This window comes from Williamsia sp. Y844 (assembly GCF_056786475.1).
The window spans coordinates 83,437-98,823 of the sequence record NZ_JBXCJB010000004.1 but is presented as its reverse complement, the minus strand read 5'-3'; the positions used below and the strand labels follow the sequence as shown (position 1 = coordinate 98,823).

14 protein-coding genes are annotated in these 15,387 nt (G+C 63.8%); 6 read left to right on the top strand and 8 right to left on the bottom strand.

The window, feature by feature from the left end; genetic code table 11:
- Positions 1-200 precede the first annotated feature (200 nt).
- The 8 genes from AC1TQG_RS21645 to AC1TQG_RS21610 form a co-directional block, all read right to left on the bottom strand.
- Positions 201-1,217, bottom strand: coding sequence for an ABC transporter substrate-binding protein (locus AC1TQG_RS21645; protein WP_482140117.1), 1,017 nt, complete (start codon positions 1,215-1,217; stop codon positions 201-203).
- Between the two features lie 16 nt (positions 1,218-1,233).
- On the bottom strand, positions 1,234-1,713 hold the full coding sequence (locus AC1TQG_RS21640; RefSeq protein ID WP_482140115.1) for a cupin domain-containing protein: 480 nt from the start codon (positions 1,711-1,713) through the stop codon (positions 1,234-1,236).
- Positions 1,710-2,816 (bottom strand): Rrf2 family transcriptional regulator, encoded by a 1,107-nt coding sequence (locus AC1TQG_RS21635; RefSeq protein WP_482140113.1) that lies wholly within the window; start codon positions 2,814-2,816, stop codon positions 1,710-1,712. The genes AC1TQG_RS21640 and AC1TQG_RS21635 overlap by 4 nt, the downstream gene beginning before the upstream one ends.
- Positions 2,813-3,931, bottom strand: coding sequence for an LLM class flavin-dependent oxidoreductase (locus AC1TQG_RS21630; RefSeq protein ID WP_482140111.1), 1,119 nt, complete (start codon positions 3,929-3,931; stop codon positions 2,813-2,815). The genes AC1TQG_RS21635 and AC1TQG_RS21630 overlap by 4 nt, the downstream gene beginning before the upstream one ends.
- A complete protein-coding gene (locus tag AC1TQG_RS21625) occupies positions 3,928-4,743 on the bottom strand; it encodes an ABC transporter ATP-binding protein (protein ID WP_482140109.1) in 816 nt (271 codons plus the stop codon). The genes AC1TQG_RS21630 and AC1TQG_RS21625 overlap by 4 nt, the downstream gene beginning before the upstream one ends.
- Positions 4,716-5,564, bottom strand: a complete 849-nt coding sequence (locus tag AC1TQG_RS21620; protein ID WP_482140108.1) for an ABC transporter permease — start codon at positions 5,562-5,564, stop codon at positions 4,716-4,718. Before AC1TQG_RS21620 ends, AC1TQG_RS21625 begins: the two co-directional genes overlap by 28 nt.
- A gap of 195 nt (positions 5,565-5,759) precedes the next feature.
- Entirely contained in the window at positions 5,760-6,620 is an 861-nt protein-coding gene (locus tag AC1TQG_RS21615; RefSeq protein WP_482140106.1) for a 5-oxoprolinase subunit C family protein, read from the bottom strand.
- The gene (locus AC1TQG_RS21610; RefSeq protein WP_482140104.1) at positions 6,617-7,288 is read right to left on the bottom strand and encodes a 5-oxoprolinase subunit B family protein; all 672 of its coding nucleotides are present in this window, start codon (positions 7,286-7,288) and stop codon (positions 6,617-6,619) included. Before AC1TQG_RS21610 ends, AC1TQG_RS21615 begins: the two co-directional genes overlap by 4 nt.
- A 135-nt stretch (positions 7,289-7,423) precedes the next feature.
- Here AC1TQG_RS21610 and AC1TQG_RS21605 point away from each other — a divergent pair, with 135 nt between their 5' ends.
- The 6 genes from AC1TQG_RS21605 (at position 7,424) to AC1TQG_RS21580 (ending at position 15,357) form a co-directional block, all read left to right on the top strand.
- A complete protein-coding gene (locus tag AC1TQG_RS21605) occupies positions 7,424-8,365 on the top strand; it encodes an aldose 1-epimerase family protein (protein WP_482140103.1) in 942 nt (313 codons plus the stop codon).
- Positions 8,362-9,282: a carbohydrate kinase family protein gene (locus tag AC1TQG_RS21600; RefSeq protein WP_482140101.1), complete on the top strand. Its 921-nt coding sequence runs from the start codon at positions 8,362-8,364 to the stop codon at positions 9,280-9,282. The genes AC1TQG_RS21605 and AC1TQG_RS21600 overlap by 4 nt, the downstream gene beginning before the upstream one ends.
- A gap of 117 nt (positions 9,283-9,399) precedes the next feature.
- Positions 9,400-10,722, top strand: coding sequence for a citrate synthase (locus tag AC1TQG_RS21595; RefSeq protein ID WP_482140100.1), 1,323 nt, complete (start codon positions 9,400-9,402; stop codon positions 10,720-10,722).
- Between the two features lie 3 nt (positions 10,723-10,725).
- Positions 10,726-11,085 carry an FKBP-type peptidyl-prolyl cis-trans isomerase gene (locus AC1TQG_RS21590; RefSeq protein WP_482140098.1) on the top strand — a complete coding sequence of 120 codons (360 nt, stop codon included), beginning with the start codon at positions 10,726-10,728 and terminating at the stop codon, positions 11,083-11,085.
- 136 nt (positions 11,086-11,221) lie between these two features.
- Positions 11,222-12,685, top strand: a complete 1,464-nt coding sequence (locus tag AC1TQG_RS21585; RefSeq protein ID WP_482140096.1) for an alpha-amylase family glycosyl hydrolase — start codon at positions 11,222-11,224, stop codon at positions 12,683-12,685.
- Entirely contained in the window at positions 12,685-15,357 is a 2,673-nt protein-coding gene (locus tag AC1TQG_RS21580) for an MGH1-like glycoside hydrolase domain-containing protein (RefSeq protein ID WP_482140094.1), read from the top strand. Before AC1TQG_RS21585 ends, AC1TQG_RS21580 begins: the two co-directional genes overlap by 1 nt.
- Positions 15,358-15,387 lie beyond the last annotated feature (30 nt).

The window sequence follows — 15,387 nt, the reverse complement described above, 5'->3', positions numbered from 1 at the left end:
CACCTCTTGAGACGAAAGTTTAGAACCGTCTCATTGGGGTGTCAACGTGCCAGCTGGCGGTGTGGGGACCGCCCGGCCGGAGCATTCGGACCATCAATTCGGTGGTGCGCTCGATCGGGCGGCTTCTGGCGCACCAGAATGCAGCTGTCCCCGCGCCGAATGTCGGCGCGGGGACAGCTTGCTTGGGGTGTGGACAGGCTCTAGCCGGTGGCGACGGGCGCCGCAGCAAGATCCTGAACGTTGTCGGCAATGACGACCTGGTTCTTGAGGACCCCGAACTGCAGGTAGTTGTCGGCGACGGTCTGCAACTTCGCGACCTGCTCCGCGTCGAGTGCCGTTGGCACACGCTGCGACCGCTTGGCGACGAGCGCAGCGATGTTCTCCGGCCGTTTGGTCAGCTTGCTGTAGATCTGCACGTACTCGTCTTCGTTGTCGTTCGCCCACAGCAACGCCGTGTTGAAGCGGCCGACGAAGTCTTCCATCGCGGCCTTGGTGGCGGGGTCGGCGAGCGACTCGTTGTTCGCACTGAGGAGGCCGAGTTTGGATGAAATCCCTTCGGCGTCGCGGATGACGCGCGCGTTGTCGTCGATCTCGACCGCAGCGGTGTAGGGGTCCCAGGTGGCCCAGGCATCGATGGAGCCGGACTTGAGTGCGGCCGCGGCGTTGACCGGATCGAGGAAGCTGACCGTCACGTCGTCCGCGGTCAATCCTGCTTCTTTGAGAGCCGACAGGAGTTCGTAGTGTCCGATGCTGCCCTGGGTCGTGGGCGAAACGGTCTTGCCCTTCAGGTCGGCAACCGACTGAATGGACGAATCCTCGGGGACGATGAGCGCCAGGCCATTGGCGCCCTCGTTGACACTGGCGGCGACGACCGAGACGTCGGCGCCGGCCGCGAGTGCGTTGATCAGGGGAGCGTCGCCGGTGTAGCCGATGTCGATCGCTCCTGCCTTCTCGGCTTCGAGCAGCGGTGCGGCGGCCGGGAACTGCGCCCATTCCACCTGGTACTCGGCTCCATCGAGTGCGCCGGAGGCCTCGAGGATGGCCTGCTGGATTCCGGCTTGATCGCCGACCTTGAGCGTTACGGCCGAGAGATTGACGCTGCCATCGGAATTGGTGGTCGACTCGTCATCCGAGCACGCGGCCATGGACAGGGTCAGCGCTGCGGCGACACCTGCCGCGGTCGCCGAGAGTCGCAGTTTTCTGGTGATGTTCTTCATGGTGTGGCTGTTGCCTTCACTTCTCGTCTTCGAGGGGGTACAAGCCGGGCAGGTTGACGACAATCGCCTCCTGGGTGCTGCGGGCGATCACGACCACTGCGGGATTCTTCGGGTCCGGATTCTCTTCGCGATGGGGTACGAACGGTGGGACGAAGATGTAGTCACCGGCGGTCGTTGCGATCCGGACCTCTTCGACGCCATCGTGGAAGACGAACTCGGGGTTGCCGCTCCGGATGAAGATGGCGGTCTCGGATTCACCGTGGTGATGATTGTCCGAAGCCGTGTCTGGGGCGACGTGGGTTTCGCCCATCCAGATCTTCTCGGAGCCGACCGTGGTGCCGCTGATCGCGGCAAAGCGCTGCATGCCTTCGGTTTGCGTCGTGTTGTCGTTGACGTCCGAGGCCTTCACGTGGTGCAGGCGGGCGCGCAACGATTGCTTCCCGTAATCACTGCTCGTGGTGTGGAGATCCGGATGAAAACCGTCGTGCGTACTCATGAATGAATTGCTTCCTTTGGTGCTTGTACTCCGGGCAGTTGGCCCAGGTTCCACTGTTGGAGAAGATCGGTGACGTGGGTCTCGAGGGTTGACCAGACAGCCTGCCCCGCGTCGGCGACGCTTTGTGTCACCACCGCCCCTTCGATCGCCTGGACCACCTCGGCGACCGAGATCTCTGTGGCCGGACGTGCCAGTTGATAGCCGCCGTCACAGCCGCGCTGGCTGGTCACGATTCCGGCGCGTCGCAGTTGGCCCATGATGTTGACCAGGGAATTCAGCGGCAGATCCCAGGTGCGGGCGAGGGTTTCGCATTTGACCGGTCCGTCATCGTCGGACGCCAGCGTGGCGAGGGCCTTGAGGGTGTAGTTCAGGCGGGCCGAAATGTGGACCGGCGCAGTTCGTCTTGATCTCAGAGGTGCCTCCGCGGCAGCCGCGGCCGTGTCGGTGGTCCGGATGCCCTTGCAGACGTCCTCGAGGAACAACATGATGGTGGCGGCCACACTGCGATGCATCTTGTCGTTGAGGACGTCGTGACGACCGTCTTCGAATACCGAGATGCGGTATGAATCCGACTGGGTTGCAAGCGATGCGGCACGAGCCACGTCTGCGACGAGGTCCTTTTCGCCGTGGACGAACAGTACCGGTGCCGACGGTCCGTCGGTGTTGTAGGCGACCGGGGTGGCGCCCAGGTGGCCCCAGCCGAAAGCCTCATCGGAATCGAGCCGGGCCCGGTGCACGGGGCAGGCCGACCGCAGATCCAGCTCCTCGGTGTGATCAGAAGGTGTTGGAGCGGCCTGGGATTCGGGGCCTGCGCCGCTGATCACCACGGCGTCCGCGTTCAGTGAGTCAGCAAGGTTCCAGGCGAGGGCCGCGCCGTTGTCGTGGCCAACGAGGATGCGCCCGCCTTCGGTGTACGGGGCGAACAGCGCCGCCACATCCAGCGTATCGGTGACGGGCGGTACCACCACGCGGTAGCCATCGAAAGCGATACGCGTGCTGAAGCGTTCGTACACTCCTGGATGCTCACCCCGACCGTGCAACACCACAACGGTGCCGCGGACCGCGGCGGTGGGCTCGTAGACGAGGGGGTCGTTGTTGCTCAATGTGCTCCTGCCAATGCGGATTCCTGGCGCGCGGCAACACCGCGGCGTACCAGTGGGATCAGTTCTTTGCCCCACTCGATCACGTCGTCGTAGGGGTCGTAGCCGCGGATCAGCAGTGCATGCACTCCGATGTCCACGTAGTCGAGCAGTGCGGCCGCAACGGTTTCGGGCGTGCCGACCAGGGCGGTGGAGTTGCCCTTCGCGCCGGAGGCCGCCGCCGTGGCAGTCCACAGGGCGCGATCGTGGCGATCGCCGGCAGCGGCCGCCTCGAGAAGGCGTTGCGAACCGACGTTGCTGGTGCCGTTCTTGTCGTAGCGGGCGCCGGTGAAGGAGTGACCGTTCGTGGATTTGATGCTCTCGAGGATGCGGTGGGCGCGCGCCCAGGCCTCTTCTTCTGTGCGCCCGATGATCGGACGGAAGGAGACGCTGAACTTGATGTCGTCGGTGCGGCCTGCTGCTGCCGCGGCTTCGCGGACCGAGTCGATCTGTTCTTTGGTCTGCGCCAGCGGTTCGCCCCACAGGGCGAAGACATCGGCGTGTGTTCCGCCGACCCGGTAGGCATCGGCCGACGAACCGCCGAAGTAGATCGGGATCCGGGGCGCTTGGACGGGGAAGACTTCCGACCGAACGTCGTTGACCTGGTAGTGATCTCCGCTGTAGTCGAACGGTTCGGTACTGGTCCAGACGAGTTTGAGCAGTTCGATGAATTCGGCGCTGCGTGCGTAACGCTCTGTCTTGGAAAGGAAGTCGCCGTCACGCTGTTGATCGGCGTCACTTCCACCCGAGATGATGTGCACGGAGGTGCGACCACCGCTGAACTGGTCGAGGGTGGCCAGGGCCCTGGCCGCGACCGTGGGCGCGACAAATCCGGGACGATGTGCGATCAGGAACTTGAGCCGCTCGGTGTGTGCCGCAGCGTATGCGGCCACCTGCAGGCCGTCGGGAGTGCTGGAACTGTGCCCGATGAGCACGCGATCGAATCCGGCTTCCTCGTGGACTTTGGCGAACCGGGCGACAAAGCCCGGATCAACGGCATCTGTCGTCGGCGCGTGGATCTCCGAGACGTGTTGAGTTCCGATCATGCCGATGATCTCGACGGCGGCGTCGTTGCTCACGAGTTGGCTCCCTGTTTGTTGATGTCGGGTGTGTTGGCACCGAGTGTGTTGGTACCGGGGTCATCAGTGCCGAATGCGGTGGTGTGTACGCCCAGCCAGCCGAGAAGCTGGACGCGAAGCGCGGCGAGGTCGGGTGCGGCGATGTCGCGCGGGCGCGGGGTGTCGAGGGTCAGGTCGTGGGCGATCTGACCGTCTTTCATCACCAGTACCCGATCGGCGAGGATCAGGGCCTCTTCGACATCGTGGGTGACCAGCAGGATCGCGCAATCATGTTTGCGCCACAGCTGTTCGACGAGATCCTGCATCTTCAGCCGGGTCAGGGCGTCGAGCGCCGAGAAGGGTTCGTCGAGTAGCAGCAGATCAGGTGAGCGGACCAGAGCCCGGGCCAGCGAGGCTCGCTGTGCTTCGCCACCGGAGAGAACCTTCGGCCACACCGTTGCCCGGTGGCTCAGTCCGACCTCGTCGAGTGCGGCGAGTGCGGTCGCCTTGTTCGCGCCTTTGAGACCGAGAATGATGTTGCGCCAGACCTTCTTCCACGGCATCAACCGTGGAGCCTGGAACGCGACTGCCCGCGCCTGCGCCACGGTCACATCGCCGGAGATGTCGGCGTCGAGTCCGGCGAGAATACGCAGCAGTGTGCTCTTTCCGCAGCCGCTGGCACCGAGGAGGGCAACGAACTGACCGGGCTCGATGTCGAGATCGAGGTTGTCGATGACGTCTTTGTCACCGAAAGTTCGGGTCAACCCACGGACCGTGACCGGTAGTTCTTCGGTCCGGTCCGGGGTCACGCTCCGCTGAACGCCGGTCGCCATGACAGGAGGGTCCTTTCGAGGAATCGAACGATGAAATCGGCCACCAGGCCCAAGAGTGCGTAGAGCACCAGACAGACGATGATGGCGTCGGTGCGGAAGAACTCACGGGCCGTGTTCATCTCGTAGCCGATGCCCGCGGTGGCGTTGATGGTCTCGCCGAACACCAGCGCCAACCAGGCCGATCCGAGCGAGTAGCGAAGGCCGGTCAGTGCATTGGGCAGGGCCGCGGGCAGCACGACGTTGCGCACCTGACCGAACCAGCTCAGGCCGAGGGTTCGTGCGGCCTCGATGAGGTTGGAGTCGACACCACGGATACCGGCGTAGATGTTCAGGTACAGCGGGAAGGTCACTGCGAGCGCGATGAGCAGGATCTTGGGCTCTTCGCCGATGCCGAACCAGACGATCAGCAGTGGGATGAGTCCGATGACCGGAACGGTCCGGAGCATCTGGATGGGTGCATCGATGATGTCTTCGCCGAGGCGGAACAGACCGGAGATGGTGGCCAGCACGGTGGCGACCGCCAAACCGATGACCAGACCGAACAGGACGCGTTGCAGCGATGTGGTCACCGCGTCCTGCAGGCTTCCGTCTTCCCACATGTCACGCGCGGTCTGGAACACCTGCCACGGGGTGGCCAGTGTGTCCTCGTCCAGAACGCCGGTGTCTCCGAGGATCTGCCACAACACCACGATGGCGACGGGGCTCAGCGTCTTGATCGCCCAACGCGGAACCTTGCGCCTGCGCTTCGATCCACCTTCAGGTGTGAGGCGCGTTGTCGCGACCTTCCGGGTCGGTGAGACGGGTGGCGCATCTACGGTCATGACGTCTCCGTCCGCGCTGTCGTGGTGCAAGGCATACGGGAACGGTAATCCTGGCGTTGAAGGTTGGGAAAGACAAAGATTCACGGTGAGCAAAAGACCCGCGCCGGATTTTGAGCCGGGTCGTTGCGTATGCTAAACGGCATCGCAGCCTCGCGTCAGATGGCATCCAGGCCGCGAAAACCGATGTCACGGCCGCTAATCCGCGACGAATCGAACCTGCCTGCCCGGTACCAGCTGCGCTGCAGCGTCGATCGACTCCGCCACCAGGACCGCGACCACCGGATAGCCGCCGGTGGTGGGATGATCGGCCAGGAAGACGACCGGTTGCCCACCAGGCGGTATCTGCACCGAGCCGAGCGCAACCGGTTCCGACCGCAGTTCACCGGCGTCGCTGCGCAACCGCAACTCCTGATTCCCGTCGAGGCGTACACCGACACGGTCGGAGTTGGCGTTGACCGTCCAGATGCCCGTGTAGAGGCCGGCCGGATGTTCCAAGTGGGTGAGCCGTGGGCCTGCAGATGCATACAGCGGCACCGGACGGTGGGGATCGAGCACATCCCACGGTGCTTCGGTTGCCGGCGGCCAGGGCCCGGCCAAGACTCCGACGGCGAGTTCGTCGCCGGCGCGTAGCGGGGCCGGGCCCAGCCCTGACAACAGATCGGTCGACCTCGACCCCAGCACCGGTTCGACGTCGATGCCGCCCCGTACCGCCACATAGGTCCGCAGGCCACTGCGTGGGGGCGGCACGAACAACTCCGCGCCTGCGAGAAGTACTGTCGCGTTGTGGTGTCCACGGTCGACGCCGTCGATCTGGGCGTCGGCGGGTGCCCCGGTGACCGCGATCAGCAGTTGGCGCCGGGCTGAAAGTCGCAAGCCGCCCAGCGTCACCTCGAGGCCGGCGGCGCGTTCGGTGTTGCCCACCAGCCGGTTTGCCAACTTGAGTGCCCGCCGGTCGGCAGCGCCGGACAGTGGGACGCCGAGGTCGCCGTAGCCCGGGCGGCCCAGATCCTGGACCGTGGTCAGTGGTCCCGGCGCGACCACCACGAGGTCGGTCATGAGCCCACGCCCGCATCGGTGAACCGGACCACTGCGCCCGGGTTCAGTAGTGCCGGACGTTCGGAGTCGTTGTCCCACAACGTGAGATCGGTGCTACCGAGAAGCCACCACCCGCCGGGACTCTCGCGTGGATAGACGGCGCTGTAACCGGCCGCGACCGCAACGGAACCGGATGGGACACGTGGCCGGGACTGCGCCCGACGGGGCAGGGATGTCAGGGCTGTTGCCGTCGAATTATGTTGCGGTACCAGGTAACCGAACCCGGGCGCGAATCCCATGAATTGCACTCGCCACAGGGTCTGGGAATGCGCGGCGATGACGTCGGCGACCGACAGTGCGCACCGCTCGGCTGCTTCGTCCAGGTCGATGCCGTTGTAGTGCACCGGAATCGCAATCGGATCGACGTGCTCTGTGGGGCCGGTGGAGCCTTCGGCGAAGTCGACGTGACGCAGCGCGCGCCGGATCGACAGTTCGTCAAGGCCTGCTCCGGGCTCGGCCTGCACCAGGACGGTCTCGGCAGCCGGGATCACGTCGAGGACGCCGGGCAGCAGTCCCACGGACATCGCGGCTTTCAGGACCGAATGCGCCTTGAGTGTCGCGATCGACGGGTGCGGCTCACCGCTGAAGTCGAGCAATACGGCATCACGCCCGGCGGGTAGTTCACGCATCTGGCCGCCGCACCTTCCTGCCGCTCATCTCCCGACCCTTCGTTCGTTCGTTTCATACCGAGTAAAGCAGCAACGGCTCCTCTTGGGCCCCGGTGAAATCGAGACTGGCGGTGGCGGTGATGGCAGACTTCAGGCGTGGCTGGATACAGCATTGAATCGGACGGGTACAGCGCCGAGATCGCAACAGCGGGTGCCGGACTGCGCGCGGTGCGTTGCGGTGATCGGCTCCTCACCGAGACCTGGGAGATCGAACCGGGGGTCAAACCGCCGATGTCCGCCGGCTTGGTCCTCTCTCCGTGGCCCAATCGGACCGCCGACGGCACGTACACCTTTGACGGGGTGACCCATCACCTGCCGATCACCGAGGCCGGCCGCAACAACGCAAACCACGGCTTCGTTCGCATGGTCGACTGGAACATCCTCGACCAGACCGCGTCATCGGTGAAGCTGGGTGTTTCGGTGGGACAACATCCGGGATGGCCGTACGACCTCTATCTGACCGCCGACCATGTCGTCGGTGCCGACGGATTGGTCGTCACCCACACCGCCACCAACATCGGCGCCGAGTCGGCCCCATATGCCTTGGGGCAGCACACATTTGTCCGAGTGGGGGACGACCCGGCCGATGACTGTTCGCTGCAACTGGCAGCGCAGCAGTACCAGCCGCTCGACCCGGAGCGGCAGCTCCCGAGCGGAGATCCGCGCGACGTCGCCGGTACCGACTACGACTACCGGACCCCGCGGCCGCTCGCCGGGCAATGGCTGGACACCCCGTTCACCGCAATGGTCGCCGACGACGGCATCATCACGCACCGGCTGATCGGTCCGACCGGCACCACAGAGTTGTGGACAGACCTCAACTTCGGCTGGGTTCAGGCGTTCACCGCCGATCCCGCAAATGATCAGGCCTATCCCGGACGCGGGCGCGCCGTCGCGATCGAACCGATGACCGCACCTCCTAATACGCTGGCGTCGGGAATCGATCTGATCGTTCTGGAACCGGGGCAGGTCTGGACCGGACGCTGGGGCCTGCGGTATCAGGCTCCGGGTCGACATCGGGGAGTGGAGCAGGCGTGAAAGAGATCGTCGTATGCGGTGAGGGGTTGGTTGATCTTGTTCCGGGAGGTGATGATCCGCTCGCTCCACTGACACCGGCGCTCGGCGGTGGCCCGTTCAACGTGGCCATCACGCTCGGGCGCCTGGGATCGGCGGTGTCGCTGTGTTCGCGATTGTCGACCGACGGATACGGGCAGGCGCTGACGGAGGCGCTGCGCGGCGCGGGGGTGAATCTGTCGCTGCTACAACGTGGCCCGGAACCGACAACGCTGGCGCTGGCGAGCGTCGGGGCCGACGGATCGGCGCAGTACTCCTTCTATCTCGAGGGCACCGCCGATCGGCTGGTGACCGATCCGGGTCCGCTGCCCGGAACCGTCGGCGCAATGGCATTCGGGACCCTGTCGATGGTGCTGGAGCCGGGTGCGAGTGTCTACGAACAACTGTTGCGTCGCAGCCATGCGGAGGGACGGCTGACACTCCTCGACCCGAACATCCGGTCCGGTGTCATCGACGACGCGGATGGCTATCGCCGCCGTTTCGCCAGTTGGCTGCCCGACCTCGACATCGTGAAGGTCTCCGATGACGATGCGGCCTGGTTGGCCCTCGGCCCGGCCGGAACCGGCCCGGCGCAGTGGCTGGCGGCCGGCGTGGGCGCGGTGCTGATCACCCGCGGCGGCGACGGCCTGACCGCCATGACGACCGATTTCACTGTTGATGTCGAGGCCCCACCGGTCGCCGTCATCGACACGATCGGAGCGGGCGACACGATTTGCGGTGCGGTGCTCCACCAGCTGGGGGCCCGGCGCATGCTCGACCCGACGTTGATGCGTACGATGAGCCGTAATGACTGGTCAGAGGCGCTGGAGTTCGCTGCGAAGGCAGCCTCGGTGACCATCTCACGGTCTGGGGCGGACCCTCCATGGGCGGGCGAGCTGTAAACCGACTAAGTTGTTAACGGGTTGCACGGCCGGTTCGACCGGTTCGACGACTCTGGATTCAAAACATCTGTATCCGGTCCACAAGACCGGTCAGCCCGTCGAAAAGGGGAAGACCCAGTGTCCGCCGAAACAGTGTCCGCCAATGGAGCCGCAGCGGAGGCAAACGCCACGTTCAGCTATCCGGGCGGAGAGATCAAACTTCCCATCGTCAAGGCCACCGAAGGCAGTGACGGGGTCGGGTTGGGCAAATTCCTTTCCGACACCGGGCTCACCACCTTCGACGGCGGGTTTGTCAACACCGCTTCGACAAAGTCCGCGATCACTTATATCGATGGCGATGCCGGAATCCTGCGTTACCGGGGGTATCCGATCGAGCAGCTCGCAAAGGGTTCGAGTTTCATGGAGGTCAGCTACCTGCTGATCAACGGTGAGCTCCCGACGCCGACCGAGCTCGACGGCTTCACCAACAAGATCAGCCGGCACACCCTGCTGCACGAAGACCTCAAGCGCTTCTTCGACGGCTTCCCGCGCAACGCGCACCCGATGCCCGTCCTGTCGAGCGCCGTCAACGCCTTGAGCGCGTACTACCAGGACTCGCTGGATCCGAAGGATCCCGAGCAGGTCGAACTCTCGACGGTCCGTCTGCTGGCCAAGCTGCCGACCATCGCGGCCTACGCCTACAAGAAGTCGGTCGGCCAGCCGTTCCTGTACCCGGACAACTCGCTGAGCCTGGTCGAGAACTTCCTGCGGATGACCTTCGGCCTGCCCGCCGAGCCCTACGTGGTCAACCCGGACATCGTCAAAGCCCTCGATATGCTCTTCATCCTGCATGCCGATCACGAACAGAACTGTTCGACGTCGACCGTGCGTCTGGTCGGGTCGTCGCAGGCCAACCTGTTCACGTCGATCTCGGGCGGCATCAACGCGCTGTGGGGCCCGCTCCACGGTGGCGCCAACCAGGCGGTCCTGGAGATGCTCGACGAGATCAAGGCGTCCGGTGGCGACACCAAGGCGTTCATGAACAAGGTCAAGAACAAAGAAGACGGCGTCAAGCTCATGGGCTTCGGACACCGCGTCTACAAGAACTACGACCCGCGCGCCGCGATCGTCAAAGAGACCGCGGACCAGATCCTGCAGCTCCTCGGCGTCAACGACGACCTGTTGGACATCGCAAAGGGTCTGGAAGAGGTCGCCCTCTCGGACGACTACTTCATCTCCCGCAAGCTGTACCCGAACGTGGACTTCTACACGGGTTTGATTTACCGTGCGATGGGGTTCCCGACCCGGATGTTCACCGTGCTGTTCGCTCTGGGCCGTTTGCCCGGATGGATCGCACACTGGCGTGAAATGAACGCCGACCCGACCGGAAAGATCGGCCGTCCGCGGCAGATCTACACCGGATACACCGAACGTGACTACTTGAAGATGGATCAGCGTTGAGCCATGAGTAAACCTGAGATTGAAATGCCGGAAGGCCCCGCACCCGCCGAACTGGTGACCACCGACCTGGTGATCGGAGACGGCCCCGAGGCTGTCGCCGGTGGCGTTGTCGACGTGCACTATGTCGGTGTCGAATACGAGACGGGCGACGAGTTCGACTCATCCTGGAACCGCGGTCAGTCCGCGAACTTCCCGCTCGACCGGTTGATCCCGGGCTGGCAAGAAGGCATTCCGGGCATGAAGGTCGGCGGACGCCGTCAGCTCATCGTCCCGCCGCTGCTGGCGTACGGCCCCGAAGGTGCCGGCCACCGGTTGTCGGGCAAGACCTTGATTTTCGTGATCGACTTGCTGGGTGTCGGCTAACCCGTTACCCAACTGTTCTTCTGAAAACCCTGCACGGTTCACGTGCAGGGTTTTCTCTTGTCTGCAGCACTTGCTACACCTGTACTTTCGACCGAACCCCTGCACGATGCCTCGTCACCGCGGATAGGTAGGCACAGTGATCGCACAGCCCTTCATCTACGAGATCAATACGTGGCCGTGGTTGGAGAATCTCGGCACCGACCTGGCAGGCGTACCCCACGACGTATGGGACACGATCGCCGACCTGGGCTTCGATGCGGTGTGGCTGATGGGGGTGTGGCAGCGTAGCCCGGCCGGTCGTTCCATCGCACTGGCGGACGCAGCGCTCGTGCAGACCTTCGAGGATGTCCTCCCGGACTTCACCGCCGATGACGTCGTCGGATCCGCCTATTGCATCCGTGACTATCGAGTTGATGACCGCCTGGGCGGAGCAGAAGGTCTGGCCGCAGCCCGGCGCGCGCTGGCCAAGCGGGGTCTATCCCTGATTCTCGACTTCGTCCCGAATCACGTCGCATCCGATCATCCCTGGGCCCACAGCAATCCCGACTATTTCATCACCGGCACCGAGGACGACCTACGTGATGATCCGACGTCGTTCGTGGAGGTCGATGGAACGATTTTCGCGAACGGACGGGATCCATACTTTCCGGCCTGGCGTGATGTGTTGCAACTCAACACATTTTCTCCGGAACTACGGGCTCAGACCGTTTCGACCTTGATGTCGATCGCCGAGCAATGCGACGGAGTCCGCTGCGATATGGCGATGCTGCCGCTTGACGATGTGGTGACCCGGACCTGGGGTGAGCGCGCGGGCGACCCGCCTGGCGACGAATACTGGACGACGACGATCGCCGCGGTGCGCCGGGTTCATCCGGACTTCACGTTCATCGCGGAGGCCTACTGGGACCTCGAATCTCAGCTTCAGGAGCAGGGATTCGACTACTGCTACGACAAGCGTCTCTACGATGCTGTCGCCGAACACGACGGCGCTGAAGCTGTTCGGCAACAACTCCTCGCCGATACCGGCTATCAGCGCGGGCTACTCCGGTTCCTGGAGAATCATGACGAACCGCGCGCCGCGGCAACCTTTGGTGTGGACGAAGAAAAGGCAGTGGCCGTGGCGACATTCACTGCGCTCGGCGCCAAGCTGATCTACGACGGCCAACTCTCCGGTGCGGCCACGCGGTTGCCGGTGCAACTCGGTCGAGGCCCGGTTGTAGAGCCGAACAAGGATCTGGCCGAGTTCTATCACTCCTTGCTCAGGTCGCTGCGGGAGAAGGTTTGGCGCACCGGCGACCTGGCGCCGTGTGCCGTGGCCGGGTGGGAGGGTAATGATTCCTTCGGGGATCTGCTGGCGTGGACCCGCAGTGGCCAGAGTCGATGGCTGGTGGTGGTCAACGTCGGCGACAAACCGGCCACCGGCAAGGTGGCGACCCACTGGGATGATCTGCGCGGCAGTCAGTTCCGGCTGGTCGACAACACCCGGGACATCGAGTATCTGCGCAGCGGTGACGACCTGAGTGATGGATTGTTCGTCGAGCTCGATCCGTGGCTCTGGCACCTTTTTCGGATCGAACCTGTGACCGAGGAGCGTTCGTGATGGAGCATCGCCAGCCGCCCGGCGGAACGCGTGAACACGATCGACTCGCAGAGGCGACCGGTCGGCTCGAAGACGGCTTACACGAGGCGAACCCGTGGTACGAGTGGGGTCCGTATCTCTCGGAGAGAGCCTGGGGCACAGTCCGGGAGGACTACAGCGACAACGGCGACGCCTGGTCGTACTTTCCGCATGAACATGCCCGATCGCGTGCCTATCGGTGGAATGAAGACGGCATGGCAGGCGTCTCGGACATCGGCCACGAGTTCTGCCTGGCGCTCGCGCTGTGGAACGGTGCCGACCCGATCCTCAAGGAGCGGATGTTCGGTCTCACCGGACCGCAGGGCAACCACGGTGAAGACGTCAAAGAATACTGGTGGTATCTGCAGGGATTGCCGAGTCATGCACTGCTGCAATGGCGTTACCACTATCCGCAGGCCGCGTTTCCCTATCAGGATCTGATCGACGAGAACGCCCGGCGTGGTCGGGAGGAGTTCGAATACGAACTCCTCGACACCGGTGTCTTTGATGACAACCGGTTTTGGATCGTCGATGTCACCTATGCCAAGGCGAGTCCCACGGACCTGATGATGCGGATCGAAATCACCAACAACGGACCCGACGAACAGACCATCGACGTATTGCCCACCGGCTGGTTTCGCAACACCTGGAGTCCGGACGGCAACGGTGACCTGCCGGATCTGGCGATGCAGGACGGTGCGGTGGTGCTGGAACATCATCGGCTCGGCGGCTATCGGCTGCAGGCCGCGCTCGCCGGCGACGGTACCGAACCGCAGGTGTTGTTCTGCAACAACGAAACCAATATCCCGAAGATCTTCGGTGGCGAGCCGATCACGGCGTATCCCAAAGACGGGATCAACGACCACGTCGTCGCCGGTGCTGACACCGTGAATCCGGATCAGCGCGGGACGAAGGTGTCGTGGCGGTATCGGCTGTCTGTACCGGCGGGGCAGAGCGTCCAGTTGCGCCTTCGGCTCGCAGATGCCGAATCGGCTGTGAGCAAGGCTGATTGGTCCGGCTCGTTCTTCGTTGACACATTTGCCGATCGACAGCGGGAGGCCGATGAGTTCTACACCGCGCTGGCGCCCGCCGACATCGACACCGAACGCATGCGCATCCTCACCCAGGCCAGTGCCGGCCTGATCTGGAGTAAGCAGATGTACTCCTACGACGTGAGTCGGTGGCTCGACGGAGATTCCGCGCAGCCGTCGCCACCGCCAGGGCATCGGACCGGCCGCAACACCGGATGGTGTCACCTCGACGCCAACGACATCCTGGCCATGCCCGACCCCTGGGAATACCCCTGGTTTGCCGCCTGGGACTTGGCATTCCACGCGGTTCCCTGGTCCCATCTGGACCCGGCTTTCGCGAAGTACCAGCTGGTTGTGTTGCTGCGCGAATGGTTCCAGCACCCCAACGGCGCACTGCCGGCATATGAATGGAGCTTCGACGATGTGAACCCGCCGGTTCATGCGTTGGCCGCGCTCCGGGTCTTCGTCATCGACGGTGCCAAAGATGTTCAATTCCTCGAACGCGTCTTCCAGAAGTTGTTGCTCAACTTCACCTGGTGGCTCAACCGGGAAGATCCCGAGGGCAACAACATCTTCGGCGGGGGATTCCTCGGCTTGGACAACATCAGTCCGGTTGACCGATCCCATCTGCCGCCCGGCAGCACGCTGGAACAATCCGATGGCACCGGCTGGATGGCGTATTACTCGAGTGCGATGCTTGGCATCGCCCAGCATCTCGCCGACTTCGATCCGGTCTATGAGGACATGGTCACCAAGTTCCTCGAACAGTTCGCATTGATCGGGGAGGCACTTGACCGGTCGGGCTTGTACGACCAGGAGGACGGTTTCTTCTACGATCGCCTCACCGACGCCACCGGAAACTGTTCGGCCATCAAGGTGAAGTCGCTGGTCGGGGTGATCCCGGCCCTGGCCGCGGCGACGGTCTCGATCGACGACGCCAGCCGTGCCCAACGACTCCGCAAACGTTTTCGGCGCCGATTCAGTGATGTGGAGGCGCAGAACCGTCGATCCTGGCGGATTCGGTCGGACGGGACGGGGAACACCAAGGTTCTGCTCTCCGTGCTCAACGCCGATCAGTTGCGCCGACTTCTGAACACGGTCTTCGACGAGGACGCATTGCTCTCGCCGTATGGGCTGCGGTCGTTGTCGAAGGCATACTCCGTGCCCTACGAACTACCGAATGCGGACGGGGCGATCATCGACTACGAGCCGGCGGAGTCGCGGACCGCGATGTATGGCGGCAATTCGAACTGGCGTGGACCGGTGTGGTTCCCGGTCAACTATCTGGCGATCCGCGCGTTGGTGCAGTACGGACGGTTCTTCGGGGAAGAAACCAGGATTCCGTTTCCCACCGGGAGCGATACCGAACACACCTTCTTCGAGATCGCCCACGAGATGGCCGAACGTCTGATCGCCATCTGGTTGCCCGACGCGAACGGCAGGCGTCCGGTCTACGGCGGGACGGAGATCTTCCAGAGCGATCCGGCCTGGAAAGACAACCTGCAGTTCAGCGAGTATTTTCACGGCGACAACGGTGCCGGCCTCGGAGCCACCCACCAGACCGGGTGGACGGCGTTGGTGATCGATCTACTGCTGCGTCCGCCGAACCACTCCCACCACTGACGCGTCGAGCGCACGCAACGTGCACGATGG

Bases quoted from the DNA above. Each gene is read 5' to 3' on its own strand.
- AC1TQG_RS21645 (WP_482140117.1), bottom strand. From the start codon at position 1,217: ATGAAGAACATCACCAGAAAACTGCGACTCTCGGCGACCGCGGCAGGT.
- AC1TQG_RS21640 (WP_482140115.1), bottom strand. From the start codon at position 1,713: ATGAGTACGCACGACGGTTTTCATCCGGATCTCCACACCACGAGCAGT.
- AC1TQG_RS21625 (WP_482140109.1), bottom strand. From the start codon at position 4,743: ATGGCGACCGGCGTTCAGCGGAGCGTGACCCCGGACCGGACCGAAGAA.
- AC1TQG_RS21620 (WP_482140108.1), bottom strand. From the start codon at position 5,564: ATGACCGTAGATGCGCCACCCGTCTCACCGACCCGGAAGGTCGCGACA.
- AC1TQG_RS21615 (WP_482140106.1), bottom strand. From the start codon at position 6,620: ATGACCGACCTCGTGGTGGTCGCGCCGGGACCACTGACCACGGTCCAG.
- AC1TQG_RS21610 (WP_482140104.1), bottom strand. From the start codon at position 7,288: ATGCGTGAACTACCCGCCGGGCGTGATGCCGTATTGCTCGACTTCAGC.
- AC1TQG_RS21590 (WP_482140098.1), top strand. From the start codon at position 10,726: ATGAGTAAACCTGAGATTGAAATGCCGGAAGGCCCCGCACCCGCCGAA.
- AC1TQG_RS21580 (WP_482140094.1), top strand. From the start codon at position 12,685: ATGGAGCATCGCCAGCCGCCCGGCGGAACGCGTGAACACGATCGACTC.